Raw genomic sequence first — 21,665 nt, 5'->3', positions numbered from 1 at the left:
AAGATATAATCTTTAATATATAATATTTTGTAAGTTCAATAAATTTATTTCAAATATACTTATAAAATAAAAGCAATAATTATCATGCAAACAACTCTTCAGTATCCTCTAAAATCAGATGATCTTATTATTACTAAAATTTTCTTTATAAATTGTTTGCCTGATGAGGATGTTGGCGTATTTAATCGCTGTTATGAAGATATAAACGCAATTATTCTCAATAAAAAAATTTATAAAGACCGCTATGAACGTATTGATTGTGATTCAGCCGCAAAATTTTTAAATGCACTCGATAAAATTTTTGAAGAAGTTAATTTATATAGATTACATCAGGCTATAAGAGCTAACAATATAATGCAAACAGTTCTCCCTTTTATTCATATAGAAGCCCATGGATCAAAAGAAGCTATTCAAATGGCAAATGGTGAGATTGTTGCAGCAGAAATATTTTATGAAAAAATTCTAAAAATCAATATAGCTTCTGAAAATAATACTGTTTTACTAAGCAACACATGTTACGCAACGTCACATATATCCAATTTAAAAGAAATAATAAAAACAGAAGAAAAAGGCCTACCTATAGCTTGCTCAGTCTATGCGGCTTTTGGCCCAGAGGAAAAAATAAATAATCAAGATATAGAAAACAATCTTGTTAAACTGTATGAAAATATATTTTTGCGAAATATTTTGGAAAATATTAATCAAAGATGTAATAAGTAAATGGTATCCTTATAAAAAATATAAAGAAGAACATTTAACTAGTTTTATTAAAAATACTCGTGTTTTAGAAATATTATCTCTGACAGAAACAAGAAAAAAATTAAAAGAACTTTATCCTGGAGAATTACAAAAAATATTTGCAGACAGAGAAAAAGAATTCCTAATCGGAAAAAAAATCTACTTATACTCTACAAGATGTTATTAAGGATTTAGATGAAGAAAATAAAAAATAATTTTTCTTTTTAAATAAATAAACATTTATTTCAGTTTATTTGGTGGAGTCAAGGGGAATCGAACCCCTGGCCTTCTGAATGCCATCCAGACGCTCTCCCAACTGAGCTATGACCCCAATAAGATTAACATATAAACAGTTCGACTTAAAAAATCAACTATTAATCGTGATGCAATTTTAAAATCTTATCTGAAATTTAATCCAAATAAGATTTTAAACATTATCCATTATTCAGGCTGCATCGCAAAACCAACGCCAAACCTGTTCCAAGCATTAATGACTGCAATGACTACGCTTAATTCTGCTAATTCTTGGTCATTAAAGTGCGTAGAAACTTGCTGATAAATTTCATCTGATGCTTCTTTTTCTGATAATAAGGTTAATGTTTCCGTCCATAATAATGCAGCACGTTCACGATCGGTAAATAAACGGCTTTCTTTCCATACACTGATAGCCATTAATCGATGAATATCTTCACCTGCTTTTAAAGCATCTTTGGTATGCATATTTAAACAAAATGCACAATGATTTAGCTGTGACGCTCTTATCTTAACCAACTCTCTCAATAAAATAGGCAAAACAGATTCATGTGTTGCATTTTCAAGATCCATCATTGCTTTCATCATCTGAGGGGCTGCTTTGTAATAGTTAATTCTTTTAATATTCATCTTTTCATCCTTTGATTTTAAGATTCAGTCTGGCTTTTCATTTTAAATCATAAAATCGATTCTTGCATTTTTATTCAAAAGTATAACTTGTTTTTACCCTGTGGTACACTGAGGTACATGGGGATTGTACGACCCTATAATCATAAGGGTACCTAGTACTGGGGATTGTACTCTCTTTTTTAAATTCAGTGAGTTGTACACAGGGGTAGGGTGATAATATCTGGATAACTCTATTTTACCCAATAAAAACAATTGATTAAAAACTGTACACTCTGTGATAAAAATGGGGTACATTTTTTGAAAGCTGGGTACCACAGTACTAACAGGGAACAATAAACAAACACTATAAATTTTAAATTTTCTTTTTATTTTAAAGGGAATGTAAAAATGGAAAACTTTTGATACACTCTGAAAATAGAAAGAAATTAACAGAAAGTTTTTTTTAATGTTGTCAACAAACAAAAAATTATTAACAGTCTTAAATGGCCAATCTGTTTGGCCTCCACCGGTTTGGTTAATGCGACAAGCAGGAAGATATTTACCAGAATTTAGATTGTTACGACAACAAGCTGACTTTCTTACACGATGTTTAACCCCTGATATTGCCGTAGAAATTACATTACAACCTATTCGACGTTTTGCTTTTGATGCTGCTATTTTATTTTCAGATATTTTAATTTTACCTTGGGCTTTGGGACAAGATTTAAAATTCGTTGAAGGAAAAGGTCCTGTTTTACCTCCTATTCAATCCGAGCAAGATTTCCACAAGTTAAATGCTCAACATGCTATTGAAAAAACAGAACCTGTTTTAGAGGCTATTCGACGATTAAATAAAATTGTAAATAGTCCAGACACTATTGGAACAGCAGCAGCACAATCAGTAACGCTGATTGGATTCACAGGATCACCTTTTACAGTAGCATGTTATATGGTTGAAGGGGGAAGTTCTAAAGATTTTTCAACTGTATTTAAAATGATGTACGAAAATCCGTCTTTATTTGGAAAAATTATTGATTTGCTTACGCAAACAACCGCTGATTATTTATGTAGACAAATTGAAGCTGGTGCTGAAGCTGTTAAATTGTTTGATAGTTGGGGCGGATTACTTTCTGTAACTTTATTTGATCAGTATGTTGTACAACCCACGCGTCAAATTGTTAATATTGTTAAAAGTAAATATCCTCATATACCTATTATTGGCTTTCCAAGATTGGCAGGAACAAAACTACAATCTTATATTGATGGAACAGGTTTACAAACAATTGGTATTGATCAAACAGCAGATATTTCTGTATTAAATAAAACAATTGATCAGAAAATTGGTTTTCAAGGGAATATCGATCCTTTGTGTTTATTGCATAATCAAAATATTTTGAAACAAGAAATTCATAATTTATGTGTTGAATTAAAAAACAGACCTCATATCCTTAATCTTGGACATGGCGTTCTTCCAACTACACCTGTTGAGCATGTTTATGAATTGGTAAACACAGTTCGTAATTTGAAATAAAGGATTAAAAATGAGAGAAGATATCAAAAAAGCTATTTTACAAGCCCCGAAAGCTGTTCATAAGGATGGAAAGTTAAAGCTTGTTATTTTTGATTGTGATGGCGTTTTAGTTGAAAGTGAACATGTTGTTGGTGAAGTTCTAGGTAAAGAAGCCAGAAAATATGGTTGGAATATCACCGGTCCAGAAGCAAGAGAATTATTTAGTGGTGTTCAATTAGTCGATATAGAAAAAGAAATTGAAAAACATGTAACAACGCCTTTACCTCTACATTGGCGGCAACATGCACATAATCAAATTGTAGAAGCAATGTATAATGATATTCATCCTATGGATGGTGTTGAAACCATTCTACAAACTTTGAAAGATTTTGACATTCCATATCGAATTGGTTCTAATTCTTCACAAGAAGAGATGGTTATTAAATTCAAAACATCTAAATTAACACATTGGTTCGAAGATCACCGTACTCATTCTGGTTGTGATGTGGAACGCCCTAAACCTTTTCCCGATTTATATTTATACGCTGCAGAGCAAGAAAAAGTAAATCCAGAAGATTGTATTGTTGTTGAGGATTCTGATACAGGATTAAAGGCAGCTTACGATGCTGGAATGGTTTGTATTTTACTTAGAGATTTAAAGAAACCAGCCCCAGATTATCGTGGGTTAATTCGTGTTGAAACATTAAATGAAGCGTCTGAGTTCATTAAAGAAGTTGTTCAAAGTCAAAAGAAATAAAGGTTTATGATGTTTGCTGTAATTGTTCCTTATTATTTATGGTTAAAAGCGTTTCATATTATTGCAATGATTGCATGGATGGCTGGGCAATTTTATCTGCCCAGATTATTTGTTTATCATTGTCAAGCCAAAGTTGGTTCAGAAGAAAGCGAACGATTCAAAACGATGGAGCATAAGTTACAGCGTGTCATCATTAATCCAGCAATGATATTTACGCTTCTTTTTGGTATTCTATTAGTATGTATACCAGGAATAGTTGATTTTCATTCTATTTGGTGGCCTGTTAAATTTATTTCTGTATTGCTTTTACTGGGCTTTCACGGTGCTTGTTCACGTTGGCGTAAACAGTTTTTCAAAGATCAAAATAAACATTCTGAGAAATTTTATCGCTATATGAACGAGATCCCAACAATTTTAATGATTATTATCGTGATTATGGTTGTCGTTAAACCTTTTTAAGGGGCTACAGTGAATTATTCAGTAACTTACAAAGATGTTGAAGCTGCGGCTGTTCGATTAAAAGATAAAGCAATTAAAACGCCTGTTTTTACATCAAGAACTGCAAATGAATTAACAAAAGCGCAATTTTATTTCAAATGTGAAAATTATCAGCATGTTGGAGCTTTCAAATTTAGAGGAGCTTTTAATGCAATTGCCTGTTTAACAGCAGAACAACGTCGGGCAGGGGTAATTACCTATTCTTCTGGCAATCATGCTCAAGCCATTGCCTACGCCAGTAAACTACATAATAGTAGAGCATTGATTATCATGCCTAAAGATGCGCCAGAAATCAAAATGGCAGCGACCAAAGGATATGGTGCAGAGATTTATTTATATGATCGTTATACTGAAGATCGAGAAATCATTGCACAACAATTATCCAAAGAACATGGATTAACATTAATACCACCTTACGATCATCCTGATGTTATCGCAGGGCAAGGAACAGCAGCTAAAGAATTGATAGAAGAAGTGGGTGCTTTGGATTATTTGTTTGTGCCTTTGGGTGGTGGTGGATTATTATCTGGGTCTCTATTGGCCGCTAAATATTTATTACCTAATATCAAAGTTTTTGGTGTTGAGCCAGAAGCAGGAAATGATGGACAACAATCTTTACGTAAAGGCGAGATTATTCACATCACAGCGCCAAAAACCATTGCTGATGGTGCTGCAACAACTCATTTAGGACAACATACTTTTCCAATTATTCAGAACTTGGTTGATGATATTCTGACTGTTTCAGATCAAGAATTAGTGTCAATGATGCCATTTTTTGCTGAACGTATGAAAATGATTGTTGAACCTACTGGATGTTTAGCGGCTGCCGCAGCAATGAAGAACAACGTCCCAATTGAAGGTAAAAAAATTGGAGTTATCCTTAGCGGTGGGAACGTAGACTTAAAACAGTTTGCCAAGTGGGTTGGTTAGTCTAAGGTCTTAATAAAAAGAGTGTAAAATACTTTTTACACTCTTAAAATATTCTATTTTTTAGAACATTCCATCCATTCATAGGATATTTTGGAGTTTTGCATAAAGCTTTGTGGAAGTTGAATATTTTCTTTTGAACAAAACCCTTTTTCTTTTAAAATATTAGTTAATATTTCATCTTTTTTACAAGCATCTTGCTTATTTTGATCTTTGTTCTTCTTGTCATCTTTTTCTTTACAAATATCATTGAAATAGCTTTGTTGACGGAAAACAGGATATAAATCAAAAGGAATAATATTTGGAATAGACATTGTTGAATACACGTCTATTTTTGAAGAGAATGGTGGAGGCAATGGAATATAATGATCTTTTGCAAAATTTTCCATTGTATCCAGTGCTTTATTCATACCATTTAAAGAAATATTAACGGTTTTATCATTATTCAAATAAAGAATAATATTTTTATTTTCTTTTAAACTATTAATGACTGTTAAGCTGGGCATGGGGTCTAAGGTTGCACTATATGTATTGGTTTGATCTACTCTTTTTAATTCTGTTGTAAAATCACCGACATCGAATTCTATTGTGGCAGGAAAGTCTTTTTCTTTTGGATCCAAAGCAACATTAATAGAAATCGAATATCCATAAGGTTTGATTTCTACTGTAATTGGTGATGATTGGGCTACGGTGTTCAAAGATACGGAATTATAATATTCTGATAAAAGCCAAGAGTCATATTTATCTTGTTTAATAAAAAGAGGATCGTTCTCTTTTGCTTGGGCAAAAGAAATACAGGACATTGTTATTATTGAAGCTAAATATAACGCACATTTATTCATGAATAGTCTCCTTGATATCATTACTTCTTGTTTATCGTGGAAAAAATTAAAAAGACAAGAGATTTTATAACGAATGACTGAAATAATTATTTTATTTAAGGACTATGTTTAATGGTAAGACAATTTTTTTGATATCAAAATGTTTATAATTATGAATAGTGTAATAAATGAAAAAATTTCAATCAATTTTAATTGTTTCATCATTACTGTCGGGTGTATTGAATGCTAAGGCAAAATCTGATGAGGTATATTTTGAAAGAAAGCTACCTGCATCAGATCAAATAAAGATTCTTACTATTAATCCTGTTCGGATGGATACAAAAGATTTTTCTGATAAAGGTGAGGAAAAAGCATGTAAAAAATGGAAATTAACTAAAGCACAAATTATTCGCTTTTTTAGGTTAAATATTAATTATTCAATGAGCCCTTATCATCATTATTCTCAGACCCAGTGTGATATTACTGGAAAATTAATATATAATGGAGAAAAGTGGGATTTTTATATTAATGGTGGCGCAACAGCTACTTGGTATAGAGGTAAGGAACAAAAATATTTTGGTTGTGAAGACATACGTTGTGAGCGTTTGTTATGGGTCTATGAATTAATTATAAAAAAACCTCCAGTAAAGGAGGCTTTTTTTACTAATTTCTAACAGTTTTTACCATTTTAGGCTGATCGACTTTAATGAAATAGGTTAAAATCGCAGCAAAGACATATAGGCCTGCATATGTCCATAAAACACCAGAAATACCCCAAATTCCAATTACTGCACCAGCAATAATGGCAGCAACGCTTTGGCTAAGAGAAGCAGAGAGGTTATAAATCGATACAGCCGCCCCTTGGTGATTTGGTTCAAGCGCTGTAAAGACCGCGGTCATTGGAACAAAGGCAGCAACAGTAATTCCTAACATAACCGCGGGGATCATGGCGGCATAATAATTATGACCAAAATAAAGGGGGACGTAATAGAATGCTAGGCAGGAAAATACACCGCAAACACATCCAATCCAGCGTACTTGTCTTAACCAACCAATATGATCGCCCATAATTCCCCATAATACATTGGTAAAGATCGTAATAGTTAAGAATAGAGCCCAAATTTGTTGCCATTCTTCGTTTTTAAATCCTAGTCCAGCAAGATTATGTTTTGGGTCTCCTTCTAGGAACCAAGGCATAATGATTGCTACACCAAACAAAGGAATAGTATTAATGATACGGATTAAGGCAGACATAAAAATATATTTATTGGTAAATAAAATTGTTATGGCACGCGTAAGCTCATGAATTTTTTCAGAACTAGATAAATTGGCTTTTTCTTCAGAAATTTTAACTTTTCTAAGTGCAAATAAAGCAAGTAATCCACCAACTGCGACCCAAATTAATGCTAACCACAAAGTACCATGTTCGCCAATTTTGGAATTAGTATATCCAGGTAATAGTCCGCCAATAGTGCCTAAGCCCACAGAGTAAGCAGCCCAAAACCATCCCATTGCAGTAGAAATTTTATTTTGAGGCAGGTTATGAATTAACAAAATAATGAAGGAGTAGATAAAGAGAGGATACCCAAACCCACGTAGTCCGTAAAAAATAACCATTAATGGATAATTATGCATGCCTATTCCCAAAGTCATGAATAACACATGGAAAACAACCCAAATGGCAAAGCCTGCTAACATTGCTTTTTGTGGCGTGATGACTTCTGCAATTACCCCAGAGCTCCACGCAGCGATCGCAGCAACAAAGGCGTAAACAGTAAAGACAAAGGTTGCTTGTTCTTGGGAAAAGCCCATATTGGTAATATATTTGGATAAGAAAGCCATTTCAAAGCCATCGCCAGCCATGAAAATAGCGATAGCAATATAACCCCAAATTAAGGGTAAAGGCATAAAGCCGAATAAGAGTTTTTGAGAATTCATAAGATGCTCTTACAAGTTACAAATGTTGATAATATACGATCAAAAGACCCAAAAAAAAGGCAACACAAGCTTTAGTGTTGCCTTTCGAGCATTATGAAAGCTTACTTTTTAAAGTTGTTTTTCCAATTTCTGATTTCTTCAACTGTTTTACGCATCAAAGAAACAAATTCGGCTTTTCCAGCAAGGCTGCCAAATAATGCTTTGTCACTGGTAAATTGAGCAATTGGATCTGCGCCATCAAGCATTGCATGCATTGCTTTTGCATCCAAAATGCCATCTTGATATTCGTATGGGATGGTTCCTTTATGCCATTCTTCTAGGAACACATAGAATAAAGCAGGAAGTACCGCGGTTGCTTTTGGTTCAACACCACGTTCATAACATTCAACCAGGGTTGGGGTAATGAAGCCTGGAAGTTTGGATAATCCATCTGCTGCAACGCGTTGGTTAGTATCTTGAATATTAGGGTTGCTGAAGCGATCTAAAACAACATCTCTATAGTCTTCTAGATCCAATGGGCATGGGGTTAAACAAGGAATAACATCTTCAGTGACATAATTCCATGCCAGCTGCTTAATTTCAGGGGTTTGGGTGCCTTCGTGAATATAAGATAAGCCAACCAATGTACCTGCCCAAGCAATACAGCTGTGGCTGGCATTTAAAATACGAATTTTGGCTTCTTCATAAGGTTGAACATCTTTGACCATTTCTGCACCAACTTTTTCAAGAGCAGGGCGACCATCGATAAAATTGTCTTCAATAACCCATTGGATGAATGCTTCGCCCATCACTGGGGCTTTGTCATCAACGCCTGTTTCTTTTTTAACGCGCGGGGCTAAATCTGCAGCAGGACGAGGAACAATGCGATCCACCATATCATTAGGAGAAGTTGTGTTTTTCTTTACCCATTCCGCCAACTCTTGATCTTTACAAAGTTCGAGGAATTGAAGGAACCCGTGACGGAAACGATCCCCGTTATGACGTAAATTGTCACAGCTTAATAAGGTAACAGGATTACCATTTTGTTTAATACGTTCTTTTAAAATTGCACGTAATGCACCATAAATCGTGCAGATTTTTCCTTTTAATTCGTTTTGAATATCGGGGCTATTTGGATCTAAATTGTGGCTGGTATCAAGATAATACCCCCCTTCGGTTACTGTAAATCCGATAATCTTTGTTTCTGTTTTTGCCCCTTGTTCAATAAGATTGGTCATTTTTTCATCCCAATGCAGAACTTTGGCAATCGAAGTGATTTTTTCGTAACTACGAACACCTTGAGGGGTAACGGTTTCTAAAATATACTCATTATCTTGTTGAGCAAGAGCAGTTAACAGAGGCACAACGTCATCACGAATGCCACCAATGGCAATTTTCCATTGATCAGCAGTAACTTCTTTTAATAAACGGTGTAAATACCAAGCTTGATGAGCGCGATGAAATGATCCAGCACCAATGTGCATCCATATATTTGTCATGTTATAAACTCTTTAGTAAAATAAAAACCAATAGCTTACTATATGACATTTTCGTGATATCAAGTAACTTTTTTTATTTAATCACAATTTTGTGACTGATCGAAAAAATAACCTGATTACATTATAATCAGGTTATATAAAATACGGAATTGTAAGGCTAATCTTAAAAGACTATTTTTTATTGGTAAGATGTGTTTTCACTTTGCTTATAAAGTTGTCTTGTGGTGTTTTTTCGCACTCTTGAACTAAAACAGGAACAACTTGTGCAATTCCTTGTACATCTAATGTCGGATCAACAATTTTATCTTTTTTGGTTACACCTTCGGCAAAAGCAACTGCAGTTGGTCTAAAACTTTCATCGAGCATCAAGAAGTCTTTACACGTTAATTGCCCAACAGGCTTAACTTGTTTTATTTGTGATGGTTGTTGCTTGTCTGCTGCGTGAGCAGCTGCTATTGTGGAAATAGAGAAAGCGCATGTTGCTAAAAGCATTAATGATTTTTTCATGATATTATCCTAATTTAAAAAATTATGGTAATTAGAGAGCGGAATTTATTTATACCTTAGTCTGAATTAATAATGGTAATCATTTCTGAAAATAAAAGATGAATAAAAATAATTTTTACTTAATTTTATTAATTAATTATTAATAATAAGTTAATTTTTACTTTAAAAATAATGAGACTATTTTTGTTTTAGGGGTAAGATAAATTTAATTTCAACAATAATAATTTTGAAGCATTAAAAATGAAACTTGGAATTGCAATAACAACATATAATAGAGCTGAGCATTTATTAAAACAAATTGGTCTTATTCGTAAGTTTTGTTTAGGAAATTATGAATTGATCGTTTGTGATGATGGATCATCAGATAATACGATTGAGCTTTTGGAAAAAGAAGAAGTCTCGTATATCTCTTCTGAAAATAAAGGCGTTGCTTGGAATAAAAACAGAGGAATATATTATCTTGCAAATTATACATCTTGTGATGCCTTTTTATTGCTTGATGATGATATCTTGCCTTGTATGTATGGGTGGGATGTTGAATGGCGTCAAGGCGCATTGCTTCATGGTCATGTGAATTATATTTCTGATTTCGTAAATGCACCGATTGTATTTGGTCGATGTACAGCACATAATCCTGGATTATGTGGCCTAGTGCAAGGCGCTGCTTTAGCAATAAGTAGAGAGGCGTTGCAATTTGTAGGATATATGGATAATCGTTTTGGTCGTTATGGTCACGAACATACAGAATATACTAATCGATTTGTTAAAGCAGGGTTTGGGGGAATTATCCGTGAAGATCAAACGATGCTTTACGCTATTATGAATAGTGGATTAGAGATGAATTATCTTCCGTCTAGTGGGAGTTTGGAAGAGGCAAAAAAAAATGAGCATTTACTAAATGAATTGGGTAATGAGCCTTTATATCGTTTTCCTTGGTTTAATGAACAACAGCGACAAGAATTTTTATCTGAGTTCGAAGGAATAGGACAAAAAATCACTATTCCAGAATGGGAAATATTAAAAGATTTCGATAGAGATTTTTATTTGAACACATACTCAGACGTAAGAGCTTCTAACATGGATCCTGTGACTCATTATTTATTTCATGGTCGTCATGAAAATAGGAAACGTAAACCAGAGTAACAGTAAATTATAGTAGAGAATACATTCTACAATATAATTTAGCAGCAGTAAAAAGAGCCAAAAAATTGATTTGGTGATTGTATTGTAAGAGGTTAAATCATTATTTGTAGAATGGATGTAGTAATAAATATGCACTATTTTATGCTAGGGGAAATATCTCATAATAATATAGAAGTCAGATCTATTTTTTAGCATTTATAAAATGACTTTATATTTTTTTATAATATTCAAATAGCAAATATTAAATTAGGTATACAGATATGATGAAACTTCGATTTTGGATTTATCTAGGAGTAGGTTTATTTATGTTAACAGCATGTCAACATCCAGAAGAAAAAACAAAAGATCAAATAATAGGTATGCCTAATCCTGCTTCAGTATATTGTATAAAATTAAACGGAAAATTGAGGTCTGTTTCCACCCCACAAGGGGAGTATGCGATTTGTGCATTACCGAGTGGGGAACAAATCGAGGAATGGGCATTATTTCGTAGAGATCATGTGTCTCAATAAAAGTAATTGCTTGGATCGATTTTGATTGTCAAACATCATTTTAGTGCTGCTCGCCTATTTTATTTATAGTATTAAAATTAAGTACTGACGGTAAAACCGCACATCATTCCTGTGTCTTCATGTTCTAATAAATGGCAGTGTGCCATATAAGCTCTTTTTTGACTGGCTAAATGATCAAAACGAACTAAGACTTCGCTGATTTTTCCCTCGACATGCACAATATCCTTCCATCCAGCTCTATGAGGGGCAGGGGGCGCATTATTTTCTGATAAGATACGGAATTGTGTCCCATGAATATGAAATGGATGTACCATCATGTCGCCTTTGCCAGAAATAATCCATTTTTCGTATTGTCCTTGCTTTACATTAAATAGTGGACGATTCATGTCATAGGCTTTACCATTAATCATATTCCCATTGTGGAAATTAAAGGTATGATCAGAATGATGAGCCATATGATCCATTTTCATATCATGCCCATGATGCATACTCATGTTTGACATTGAGTGTTGAGGGTATTGATCTTGAAATGCTTGCATTCCCATTTGATCTAATTGAGGATTCATCGAAAGATGTAGCTTGCGTTGATAGAGATCAGAAAGTTTAGGCAGAGCGGGTACATCGACCAAATGATCTGGAAGTGATGCTTGATTTGTTTCTGATGATGGTCGAAGGGTTAAAACAGAGACGTTTTTATTAAACGGGGGCAGATTCATTCCCATTTGTGAAACGGGCTGTGTAATAATATCAAATGGTTTCCCATCAGAAGTATTGACCATGACTTCAAATCGTTCACCCATCCAAATGGGTAGCTCAGTTACCTTAATAGGCTCTTGTAAGAAACCACCATCACTGGCAATCACATAAAAAGGTCTGCCGTCACTAGTCGCAAGGTTCAGGGTGCGTGCATTACATCCATTCAGAAAACGTAATCTGACCCACCCTCGTGGAACAATTTGACAAGGATAGCTTGCACCATTAGTCAGCATATGATTACCAAACCATCCAAGCGCAGCACTCATAATGTCTAGTTTATATTCAAATTGCCCCAAAGCATTAAACTGTCGATCTTGTAAAATAACAGGAATATCGTCTTTTCCCCATTGCTTAGGGATGGGTAGATTTTTACTTTGCTCATCTTGAATAAGCACCAATCCAGCCAATCCCATCGTAACTTGTTTTCCTGTCTGTCCATGGGTATGAGGGTGAACCCAGCAAGTAGATGCAGGTTGTTGAAGCGTAAGTTCAACGGTTTGGCTTGTTTTAGGTGGGATCAGATCTTGTGGGCCACCATCAGACGCACCAGGGATAATTAATCCATGCCAATGTAACGTCGTAGGGTCGGGAAGTTGATTATGAATGGCTATTGAGGTTTTTTTACCAACATCTAACACCAGAGCAGGGCCAAAAAAGGCTTGATTCATTCCCCAAGTTTTGGTTTGTTTGCCATGAATAAAATGAGTATTTCCTTCTTGCAAAGTTAGATTGATATTTCCTTGAGTATCTGGATATAAAAGTGGTGGGATTGGTAATGCTGTTCTTTCCTGTGTTGCTAGAGCAGCTTGATAAGGGAATATCCCTGTTCCTGCCATACCAAAGAGAGATGTTAGTTTTAAAAAGTCACGACGTTGCATAGTTTAAATCTTTTTCGTAAGCATTTGGATTATGGTTCTCAAAGTTTATTTGCCAAATAATTCATTATATTTATGGCGAATATGAGATTGAATTGTTAATCACTTTTTCAGTTCCAAAAAGTCAACCACATACAGTAATCATTGAAATTGCTTTGTTAGTTGATCGTAATCTAAAATAGGTTTTTCTAAAGCTTTTACATAGAGTAATAGATCGTCATTTAATTCTTTTAAAGAGTCACCTCTGGGTGAAACAATATTATGACTGAAACCTTGTATGCTTCCATCTTCATTGTAATAGACCTCATAGATACCCAATCCATTAACAGAACTTTTCATAACACGATAATTCCAATGATTGTTTTTCATATTACTCTTTTGATTGGTTAAAAAATTAATGATGGATAATGACTTCTTCACTTTGGTTCGCGGGGATAAACCCTAGAATTTTTCCAAAAAAAGATAGCTCCATTTCCAATATTTTGGTTAATGTTGCTTCTTGTCTAAAACCATGTCCTTCTTCTGGAAAAGAATAATAGGCATAGGGAATGTGATTTTCTTTTAATGCTTGAATAATTGCTTCTGCTTGAGACGGTGGGACAACTTGATCTTTTAATCCTTGAAAGACGATCAAAGGAGATTGAATCTTGTGAATGTGGGTTAAAGGGGAGCGATCATGATAAATATGTTTTTCTTTGGGATACTCACCGATTAACCCATCTAAATAACGTGCTTCGAATTTATGTGTTTCCTCTGCTAAAGCCGTTAAATCTCCCACGCCATACAAGCACGATCCTGCTGCAAATAATGGGGATTGGATCAAAGCTGTGAGAACTGTAAATCCACCCGCACTGCTGCCCCGAATGACGATCCGTTTAGGGTCAACTTTACCTTGATGAATAAGATATTGGCACGCATCAATGCAATCTTGAACATCAAGAATACCCCATTGTTTTTGTAAGGCTTCACGATAGTTTTTTCCAAAACCCGTAGAGCCTCGATAATTTACATCAACAACAGCAAATCCTCGGCTTGTCCAAAATTGAATACGTGGGGAGAAACCATTGGTTGTTTGCCCTGTTGGCCCACCGTGAGCCAGAACTAATAAAGGGGGTAATTCGTCTTTATTCGGACAAAAGTTTTTGTTGGTCGGTGGATAAAAGAACGCATGTGCCTCTTGATGATCTTGCGTTGGGAAAGTCATCAATTGTCCGTGGGAAATATCTTCTGGGCTTAGCTGAACAGTGCTAGAAGACCGTAAAACATGGTGTTTCCCATTAGCATCTTGCATCATGATTTGAGCAGGATGATAGGATGAATGATTAATCCATGCAAAACTATTTTTTTCTTTTAAAGGCACAGGGCATGCTTCTGGATGGTTAAGATCAATTTTTGATGGTTGCCCATCGCGAATTAAAATTGTTTCTGCATTCCCATTTGTTATTGCCTGAGCAATAAATTCGTTTTGTTGAATTGGATACCAACTCTGTTGCCCAAACACCCATGCGGGCAATCCGATCTCGGCATCCATTGGGGCAATAGTACAAATTTTTGAATCATTGATGCTTACTTGATAGAGATTCCAATAACCACTGCGATCACTACAGACAACAAGGGTATGATCTGATGTCCACTCAGGCTGAATTAATGATTCTTGGGTTTCTGTTCCTGCGATGATCTTGGTATGATTTAAAGAAAGCGTTTGATTAATTTCTGCGATACATAAACGCGTTGCTTCCCAAGGCATATTGGGATGATCCCATTCAATCCATGCTAACTGATTTTGATCTGGGGATAAACGAGGGAAACTGTAAAAATCAGATCCTTTGACTAAAATGGTTAATTGTTGTGGGTTGGATAAGGATAAAGCAACAATATAATTTTCTACATTATTTTGCGTATGATGTTCAGCAACACAGATGACAAATTGACCCGTTATTCGAAAATCAGCAAAACGATAATTATTATCTTGGAAGATGAGAAGAGGTTCTTGTTCTTTATCGATAAACCAGACAGACCCTGTTTTTTTATCACTAAAGACAATTTGTTGGTGATGGACGTGATAGGCTCCACCTCCATATTCATGGACATGCGTTCCCACAGAAAAGGGGTGAGGTATCATATCTCTTATATTGGTTGTTGTTGGATTTTGTTTAACTAAAACGGTTCTGCCTTGCTCTTCTGGACGTCGTTCTAACCAATAAATATCATCATGGTCTGTTGTTAGTTCGGAAAAAATAACATTTTTTCCATTAACGATTTGGGGTGTAAAGGAAGATACCCAGCTGCCGCATAATTGTGGTGTTTTTAAATCCGTCATCAATATAACCTTTACAAATTATCTGTTACCATCGGAATTATACTATATCATAAAAACAATTTGTAAGCGTTTATCTGGGAGTTTTATAAGATGTCATCTTTTAGAGAGTTTAATCTGAAATTGACGTCAGGTAAAATGGTTCAGTTTAGACCTGTGTCTGGTCAAGGAAGCTGCTCAATTGGCATCAAAGGAATATCAAAAGGAAACTATGATATTTTATTAGAAGAAGATGTTCTGGTAAACTGGGATGCTTTTAATGATTTATTTACCCCAGCGGCAGAAGATCAGCCTGAAGAATATCCCTATGGTAATTTTCCAAGGTTTTTTTACTATGCTGGAAATGACATTGGCTTTGTAGAATGGTCAAAGAAAAGAAAGATAGAAGAGTTTAACTGGTGTCCATATGATGATGTTGTGATAGATCTTGCCAATGCACAGATTTCTAATTTATCGATAGATTCAGCAGGTAATAAAATAGAGTTGCGCAATGCGCATCAAATTCGTTCTTTATCTCTGTCTGGGAATATCGAGACGATTCATATTGTAAATCCTGAAGCAATCAAATCAATAGATATTAGCAGTGGGGCAAATATAATTTTTAATTGTGAATATTTATTGCCTTTTATCAATTTAAAGTCATTAAATTTAAATGGCAATGTAAGTAATCTTCATGCGTTAAAAGAATTAACACAGATTGAATCTCTTGGGTTACGTTATATGCCTGATCTCTCAGGAATGCCTTCTTTAACATCTTGGACTAAATTAAGAAGGTTCATCGCGTATGTTGTGGAAGAAAAGCAAGGGAAGCTTCTTAGGGCTGAGCTGAAACAATTAATTAAAGAAGAGAAGTTACCTGATACAGAAAATAATTTTTTCTCAGTCAGTAAACTAAAAAGTAAATTATGGTTTATGGGAGAGGGGAATAATTTTTTTGCTAGCTGGTCAGATAAAAATGAAAAGAAAGCATCCAAAGCCTATAAACTTGCTGTGAAAGAAGTATCAAACGCGAAAGCCGAAAAGCAAGTCAAAGAAGCAGTTTTAAAACTTATTAAGATAATAAATATATTATCTAATATTGAAACCACCGAACGAGAAGATACATGGTTTGCCGTTCAACAACTGGTCAAGGAATGTCATTTTGATATTTCAGAGGATCTTGCTATGGAATGGTTTGATGGGGCCAGAGATTTTTAATACAATCTTTTTGTGTCTGCTATCTTTGTAGTTTTTAGTTTCATAAAGATAAATAATAAGGTAAAGAAAATTATTTGTATAACTCTATAACACATGATGGGTATAGAACACTGGTAGAACAATTTATGGATTTTATCCGTGATTATAGTTATTACGGATATTTGGTCGTTGGTCTGGTGATTATGTTGGAAAGTATGGGGCTTTTGCTCCCTGCTGAAACAATGCTGATTGCCGCTTCTATATATGCAGCCTCTCCCAATAGTGGATTAAATATTCATTTAATCGCATTATCGGCAATTGTTGGTGCAATTATGGGGGATAATTTTGGTTATTTAATAGGACATAAAATTGGATATCATGTTCTTAAAAAATACGGTCCCAAAATTAAGCTAACACCAGAACGATTATTGTTAGGTCAATATTTGTTTAGACATCATGGGGGTAAAGTTGTCTTTATCGGACGCTTTATGGTGCTGCTGCGTCTTTTTACTGCTTTATTAGCAGGTGCGAACAAAATGCCTTGGAAAGGTTTTATGTTTTATAATGCCTTAGGCGGTATTGCATGGGCTGGTGGATATAGCTACGTAACTTATTTCCTTGGTAAACAAATTTTACAACTCGAAGGAACAATTGGTATTGTCTTAGGCGTTATTGGTGGTGTAATTTTGCTATCTTTTATTTGGTTTATTCATAAAAATGAAAAGAAACTTATTGAACACGCTCAAAAAGAAGCTGAGCGTGAAGCTGCTGAGTTAGATCATAGTATCAATAATTAGACCCTTTTAAAGATCCAAAAAATAGGCTGTCTGCCTGCTTGATATGCTTTTTGTTCATATCGCGTAGATGGCCAATCTGATGGACGTTCAGTCGTTTCCAAGATTTTCTCAAAATAATACTGATTTCCCATGACCTCTAATACCCATTCTTGATAAGTAGGATCATCACTGGCAACGTGCCAATGCGCCCCAGTACGCAAAATCCGATGTAATAATGGAATACGATTAGGATGGACAAAACGACGCTTCGCATGACGTGCTTTTGGCCAAGGATCAGGAAACATTAAAAAAAGTTTATCAATCGATTGATCTGGAAATTCACGAATTAAAATACGCGCATCTTCATTCCAAAGTCGTAGCATATCTGGAATAGGTGCTGATTTTTCATCGTCGGTTTCATCTAATAGATTTGATAAAAGTGAACAAACCCCATTTTCAAAAACTTCACAGGCAATATAACCCACCTCAGGATTGGCTTGATGTCGAGCAATACTATGCTCTCCGCCACCAAAACCAACCTCCATCCAAACCTCTTTTGGTGTTTGACCAAAAGCAGAGGCAGGCTCTTTTAAAGCAGTTTGTGGAAATTTAATTCTAGGAAGATAATCATCATATAAACGTTGTTGACGATCGCGCAGGGGATGACCACGACGGCGACCATATAAACGTTCAGTTGCGGGCTTTTCATTTTCCAATGAGAAGAGAAGCTCCTTCTCAGAGGAGCTTTTCTTTGTAGTATTCATAACAAACAGTCTTTACAAATTAACGATTAAACGCATTACGTAAAGTATCAACTAGGTCAGTTTGTTCCCAAGTAAAGTTGTCTTTCTTGAGGTCAGGCGTGCGACCAAAATGACCATAAGCTGCAGTTTCTCTATAAATTGGACGGTTTAAACGTAAATGTTTACGGATTCCTTTGGGGGACAAATCCATCACTTCACGGAGAACTTTTTCCAATTTTTCTTCATTAATATCTTTACCACTATTATGTAAATCAACATAAACAGATAAAGGATGAGAAACACCAATAGCATAAGAAATCTGTAAAGTACAGCTATCTGCAAGACCTGCGGCCACGATATTCTTAGCTAAATAACGACAAGCATAAGCTGCTGAACGATCTACTTTCGTTGGATCTTTACCAGAGAATGCTCCACCACCATGCGGTGCAGCCCCACCATAAGTATCAACAATGATTTTGCGTCCTGTTAATCCACAATCCCCATCTGGGCCACCAATAATGAATAAGCCTGTTGGGTTAACATAGAATTCATTTTCAGGACACATCCAACCTTCTGGAAGCGTATTTGTGATGAGCTCATGTAGTGTATTACGAATATCACTTTGTTTCATGGCTTCTTCATGTTGAGTAGACAACACAATAGAGGTTGCCCCAACAGGTTTACCATTGACATATTTCAAAGTGACTTGGCTTTTTGCGTCAGGAAGAAAGCCTTTGCCTTTTGGATCACTGGATTTACGAAGATCATTCAGATTTTGTAAAATCTTATGCGCATAGTAAATCGGTGCAGGCATTAAACTGTCTGTTTCTGTGGTAGCATACCCAAACATGATGCCTTGGTCACCAGCACCTTCATCTTTGCCTTCACCACTATCCACACCCATTGCAATATGAGCAGACTGAGCATGAAGGAGGTTCAAAGCACTGGCATTTTTCCATGAAAAGCCCTCTTGATCGTAACCGATTTCTTTAACGGTTTCACGAGCCTTTTCAATAAGCAATTCTTTGGTAATGCTTTCTGGGCCACGAACTTCACCAGCCAAAATAATTTGGTTTGTGGTGACAAGAGTTTCACAAGCTACGCGAGCTTCTGGATCTGCTGCAAGATATGTGTCCAACACGGCATCGCTGATACGATCAGCAACTTTGTCTGGATGTCCTTCAGATACTGATTCAGAAGCGAACAGAAAATCGCTATTGTTTCGCATAATTTTTCTGCTATCCCATCTAATTTAAATGTAAAAAACGAATTTCATAACAGACCCTTTTGTAACGTCTACGTCAAGAGTAAAAGTAAAAAAAACTTTATCTATTGCACAGGATCAAGCCCAAGGACATGAGTCATGCCGTACAAACCTGCGGGTTTTCCTGCACTCCATAACGCAGAGCGAACGGCACCTTTGGCAAAAATTCGACGATCAAATGCTTTATGAGTCAAACTGATTTCTTCTACATCTGATAAGAAAATAGCACTATGTTCACCTACAATTTGCCCACCACGAAGTGCAGCAAATCCAATTGCACCCTCTTTACGAGCCCCTGTAACACCGTCTCGACCAGATTCTTTTACATCTTTTAATTGTACATTTCTTGCTTTTGCAATGGACTCTCCAATTGCCAAGGCTGTGCCGGAAGGCGCATCTACTTTTTGGCGATGATGTGTTTCGATAATTTCAGCATCGTAGTGAGTGGCAGGTAATGCCTTTGCCAATTCACCTGCAAGGCGCAACATTAATGTGACCCCAGGTGAAAAATTTGCAGCTTGGATGACGGGAACTGTGCTGGCTGCTTCTTGAATTAATCGTTGAGTTTCTTCACTGATTCCTGTCGTTCCTAAAACCCAAGCAACGTGACTATTTTTAAAAGCTTTGGCGTGGGTTCCAGTAATAGCAGCATTGGTAAAATCAATAATGACATCACTCACTTGGATCAGCGCATCGATATTATCAAAGACTGGAACGGTATCTGACAAATTGTTAATATCTTTTGATAAAGCTGTTCCACCTGATAAAACTGCGTTTTCTTGCTGTTGAACTTCTTCGACCAATAAACGCCCAACGCGCCCAGTGATACCAGCAATACCAATTCGTAAAGGAGATGATGTCATTTTTAAACTTTCATATTAAGAAATAGAATCAAGATTTTCCTTCAAAGAAATCTCTTACTTTACTAAAGAATCCTGAGGTTTCAGGACTGCCTTGTTCGTGTCCATCTTGAGATTCTTTTTCGAATTCTTCAAGAAGTTCTTTTTGACGTTTGGTAAGATTTTGAGGCGTTTCAACTTTGACCTCAATATACATATCCCCACGTGAAGAGGATCTTAATACAGAAAATCCTTTGCCACGCAGACGGAATTGCTTGCCTGATTGCGTTCCTGTTGGGATTTTAACTTTGGTTCTGCCACCATCGATAATTGGAACTTCGATTTCTGCACCCAAAGCGGCTTGGGTCATTCTTACTGGAATACGACAAAAGATTGTGCCGCCGTCACGTTGGAAAATATCATGAGGCAAGACGCTGACATGAACATATAAATCGCCAGGAGGCGTTCCATTACTGCCTGCTTCACCTTCACCAGCGATACGGATTCGGGTTCCATCTTCAATTCCTGCAGGAATATCGATTTCAAGTTCTTTTTCTTGGCTTTCTAAGCCAGTACCTTGACATTTTTTACATGGATTGCTTATGACCTGACCTGACCCATGGCAAGTATGACATGGACGTTCGACAAGGAAGAAGCCATTTTGAGAGCGAATTTTTCCTGATCCATGACAAGTAGGACAAGTTTGGCTACCTTTTGCTTTGTCTTCAGAGCCAGAACCATTACAACTTGTACAAGATTTTTTACTTTGGAATTTAACGGTCTTTTTTACGCCAGAAAAGGCTTCAGTGAGCTCAATTTCTATTTGAATTTGGATGTCGGCTCCAGTGCGTCTTTGTCCTTGACCACCACGGCGCATTCCCATCATATCGCCAAACATATCGAAAATATCACCAAACCCGCCAGCTCCAAATCCTCCGGCGCCTGGGCCGCCATTTTGGAAAGCGTCATGACCATATTGGTCATATGCAGCTTTTTTCTGTTCGTCTTTCAGAACATCATAAGCTTCATTAACTTCTTTGAATTTTGCTTCTGCCTCTGGATCGCCTTGGTTGCGATCGGGATGATATTTCATCGCCTTTTTGCGATAGGCTTGCTTTATTTCCACCTGAGTCGCGGTGCGGCTGATTTTCAGCACTTCATAATAATCTCGTTTAGACATTGATTTTCTCAATATTACTTTTTTTGGTGTATAATAAATCAGCCCGCCT

General features: G+C 35.8%; 22 protein-coding genes and 1 tRNA gene. 10 read left to right on the top strand and 13 right to left on the bottom strand.

Annotated elements, in window-relative coordinates:
- The first annotated feature begins 84 nt into the window (after window positions 1-84).
- Complete coding sequence (locus PQG54_RS05635; RefSeq protein WP_271789753.1) at window positions 85-720, top strand: hypothetical protein; 636 nt, start codon at window positions 85-87, stop codon at window positions 718-720.
- A gap of 273 nt (window positions 721-993) precedes the next feature.
- Here PQG54_RS05635 and PQG54_RS05630 read toward each other — a convergent pair.
- Both PQG54_RS05630 and PQG54_RS05625 read right to left on the bottom strand, forming a co-directional pair.
- Window positions 994-1,069: transfer RNA gene (locus tag PQG54_RS05630), tRNA-Ala, on the bottom strand.
- A gap of 110 nt (window positions 1,070-1,179) precedes the next feature.
- Complete coding sequence (locus PQG54_RS05625) at window positions 1,180-1,620, bottom strand: carboxymuconolactone decarboxylase family protein (RefSeq protein WP_271789754.1); 441 nt, start codon at window positions 1,618-1,620, stop codon at window positions 1,180-1,182.
- Between the two features lie 445 nt (window positions 1,621-2,065).
- Between PQG54_RS05625 and hemE the strand changes: the two genes are divergently transcribed.
- The 4 genes from hemE to PQG54_RS05605 are packed head-to-tail and all read left to right on the top strand — an operon-like array spanning window position 2,066 to window position 5,294.
- Window positions 2,066-3,130, top strand: a complete 1,065-nt coding sequence (gene hemE / locus PQG54_RS05620; protein ID WP_271789755.1) for a uroporphyrinogen decarboxylase — start codon at window positions 2,066-2,068, stop codon at window positions 3,128-3,130.
- Window positions 3,131-3,140: 10 nt separating this feature from the next.
- Complete coding sequence (locus PQG54_RS05615; protein ID WP_271789756.1) at window positions 3,141-3,866, top strand: HAD family hydrolase; 726 nt, start codon at window positions 3,141-3,143, stop codon at window positions 3,864-3,866.
- Window positions 3,867-3,872: 6 nt separating this feature from the next.
- The gene (gene hemJ, locus PQG54_RS05610) at window positions 3,873-4,325 is read left to right on the top strand and encodes a protoporphyrinogen oxidase HemJ (protein WP_271789757.1); all 453 of its coding nucleotides are present in this window, start codon (window positions 3,873-3,875) and stop codon (window positions 4,323-4,325) included.
- A gap of 9 nt (window positions 4,326-4,334) precedes the next feature.
- Window positions 4,335-5,294 (top strand): threo-3-hydroxy-L-aspartate ammonia-lyase, encoded by a 960-nt coding sequence (locus tag PQG54_RS05605; protein ID WP_271789758.1) that lies wholly within the window; start codon window positions 4,335-4,337, stop codon window positions 5,292-5,294.
- Window positions 5,295-5,347: 53 nt separating this feature from the next.
- On the opposite strand, the gene PQG54_RS05600 is transcribed toward PQG54_RS05605, so the two are convergent.
- Window positions 5,348-6,133, bottom strand: coding sequence for a hypothetical protein (locus tag PQG54_RS05600; RefSeq protein ID WP_271789759.1), 786 nt, complete (start codon window positions 6,131-6,133; stop codon window positions 5,348-5,350).
- 167 nt (window positions 6,134-6,300) lie between these two features.
- Here PQG54_RS05600 and PQG54_RS05595 point away from each other — a divergent pair, with 167 nt between their 5' ends.
- The gene (locus PQG54_RS05595; protein WP_271789760.1) at window positions 6,301-6,786 is read left to right on the top strand and encodes a hypothetical protein; all 486 of its coding nucleotides are present in this window, start codon (window positions 6,301-6,303) and stop codon (window positions 6,784-6,786) included.
- On the opposite strand, the gene PQG54_RS05590 is transcribed toward PQG54_RS05595, so the two are convergent.
- The 3 genes from PQG54_RS05590 to hdeA form a co-directional block, all read right to left on the bottom strand.
- Complete coding sequence (locus PQG54_RS05590; RefSeq protein WP_271789761.1) at window positions 6,776-8,050, bottom strand: MFS transporter; 1,275 nt, start codon at window positions 8,048-8,050, stop codon at window positions 6,776-6,778. The genes PQG54_RS05595 and PQG54_RS05590 overlap by 11 nt on opposite strands.
- A 101-nt stretch (window positions 8,051-8,151) precedes the next feature.
- On the bottom strand, window positions 8,152-9,528 hold the full coding sequence (gene dalD, locus PQG54_RS05585) for a D-arabinitol 4-dehydrogenase (RefSeq protein ID WP_271789762.1): 1,377 nt from the start codon (window positions 9,526-9,528) through the stop codon (window positions 8,152-8,154).
- A gap of 171 nt (window positions 9,529-9,699) precedes the next feature.
- Window positions 9,700-10,035 carry an acid-activated periplasmic chaperone HdeA gene (gene hdeA, locus PQG54_RS05580; protein WP_271789763.1) on the bottom strand — a complete coding sequence of 112 codons (336 nt, stop codon included), beginning with the start codon at window positions 10,033-10,035 and terminating at the stop codon, window positions 9,700-9,702.
- A 240-nt stretch (window positions 10,036-10,275) separates the two neighbouring features.
- Here hdeA and PQG54_RS05575 point away from each other — a divergent pair, with 240 nt between their 5' ends.
- Entirely contained in the window at window positions 10,276-11,178 is a 903-nt protein-coding gene (locus tag PQG54_RS05575; protein ID WP_271789764.1) for a glycosyltransferase family 2 protein, read from the top strand.
- 260 nt (window positions 11,179-11,438) lie between these two features.
- The gene (locus PQG54_RS05570) at window positions 11,439-11,690 is read left to right on the top strand and encodes a putative hemolysin (protein WP_271789765.1); all 252 of its coding nucleotides are present in this window, start codon (window positions 11,439-11,441) and stop codon (window positions 11,688-11,690) included.
- A gap of 77 nt (window positions 11,691-11,767) precedes the next feature.
- On the opposite strand, the gene cueO is transcribed toward PQG54_RS05570, so the two are convergent.
- The 3 genes from cueO to PQG54_RS05555 all read right to left on the bottom strand — a co-directional run bounded on the left by cueO (window position 11,768) and on the right by PQG54_RS05555 (window position 15,641).
- Window positions 11,768-13,324 carry a multicopper oxidase CueO gene (gene cueO / locus PQG54_RS05565; protein ID WP_271789766.1) on the bottom strand — a complete coding sequence of 519 codons (1,557 nt, stop codon included), beginning with the start codon at window positions 13,322-13,324 and terminating at the stop codon, window positions 11,768-11,770.
- Window positions 13,325-13,462: 138 nt separating this feature from the next.
- Complete coding sequence (locus PQG54_RS05560) at window positions 13,463-13,660, bottom strand: hypothetical protein (RefSeq protein WP_271789767.1); 198 nt, start codon at window positions 13,658-13,660, stop codon at window positions 13,463-13,465.
- A gap of 55 nt (window positions 13,661-13,715) precedes the next feature.
- Complete coding sequence (locus PQG54_RS05555; protein ID WP_271789768.1) at window positions 13,716-15,641, bottom strand: alpha/beta hydrolase family protein; 1,926 nt, start codon at window positions 15,639-15,641, stop codon at window positions 13,716-13,718.
- A 90-nt stretch (window positions 15,642-15,731) separates the two neighbouring features.
- On the opposite strand from PQG54_RS05555, the gene PQG54_RS05550 reads away from it, so the two are divergent.
- Complete coding sequence (locus PQG54_RS05550; RefSeq protein ID WP_271789769.1) at window positions 15,732-16,835, top strand: leucine-rich repeat domain-containing protein; 1,104 nt, start codon at window positions 15,732-15,734, stop codon at window positions 16,833-16,835.
- A 125-nt stretch (window positions 16,836-16,960) separates the two neighbouring features.
- The gene (locus tag PQG54_RS05545) at window positions 16,961-17,611 is read left to right on the top strand and encodes a DedA family protein (RefSeq protein WP_271789770.1); all 651 of its coding nucleotides are present in this window, start codon (window positions 16,961-16,963) and stop codon (window positions 17,609-17,611) included.
- On the opposite strand, the gene trmB is transcribed toward PQG54_RS05545, so the two are convergent.
- The 4 genes from trmB to dnaJ all read right to left on the bottom strand — a co-directional run bounded on the left by trmB (window position 17,608) and on the right by dnaJ (window position 21,616).
- The gene (trmB, locus tag PQG54_RS05540) at window positions 17,608-18,354 is read right to left on the bottom strand and encodes a tRNA (guanine(46)-N(7))-methyltransferase TrmB (protein WP_271789771.1); all 747 of its coding nucleotides are present in this window, start codon (window positions 18,352-18,354) and stop codon (window positions 17,608-17,610) included. The genes PQG54_RS05545 and trmB overlap by 4 nt on opposite strands.
- A 19-nt stretch (window positions 18,355-18,373) precedes the next feature.
- The gene (gene metK / locus PQG54_RS05535; RefSeq protein ID WP_271789772.1) at window positions 18,374-19,561 is read right to left on the bottom strand and encodes a methionine adenosyltransferase; all 1,188 of its coding nucleotides are present in this window, start codon (window positions 19,559-19,561) and stop codon (window positions 18,374-18,376) included.
- Between the two features lie 101 nt (window positions 19,562-19,662).
- Window positions 19,663-20,460, bottom strand: a complete 798-nt coding sequence (dapB, locus tag PQG54_RS05530; RefSeq protein ID WP_271789773.1) for a 4-hydroxy-tetrahydrodipicolinate reductase — start codon at window positions 20,458-20,460, stop codon at window positions 19,663-19,665.
- 28 nt (window positions 20,461-20,488) lie between these two features.
- Entirely contained in the window at window positions 20,489-21,616 is a 1,128-nt protein-coding gene (gene dnaJ, locus PQG54_RS05525; protein ID WP_271789774.1) for a molecular chaperone DnaJ, read from the bottom strand.
- Window positions 21,617-21,665: the final 49 nt, after the last annotated feature.

Origin of the sequence: Commensalibacter communis (assembly GCF_947179015.1) — a bacterium.
GTDB lineage: Bacteria > Pseudomonadota > Alphaproteobacteria > Acetobacterales > Acetobacteraceae > Commensalibacter > Commensalibacter communis.
The sequence above is the reverse complement of the archived record's forward strand: the minus strand, read 5'-3'. Positions and strand labels throughout refer to the sequence as shown.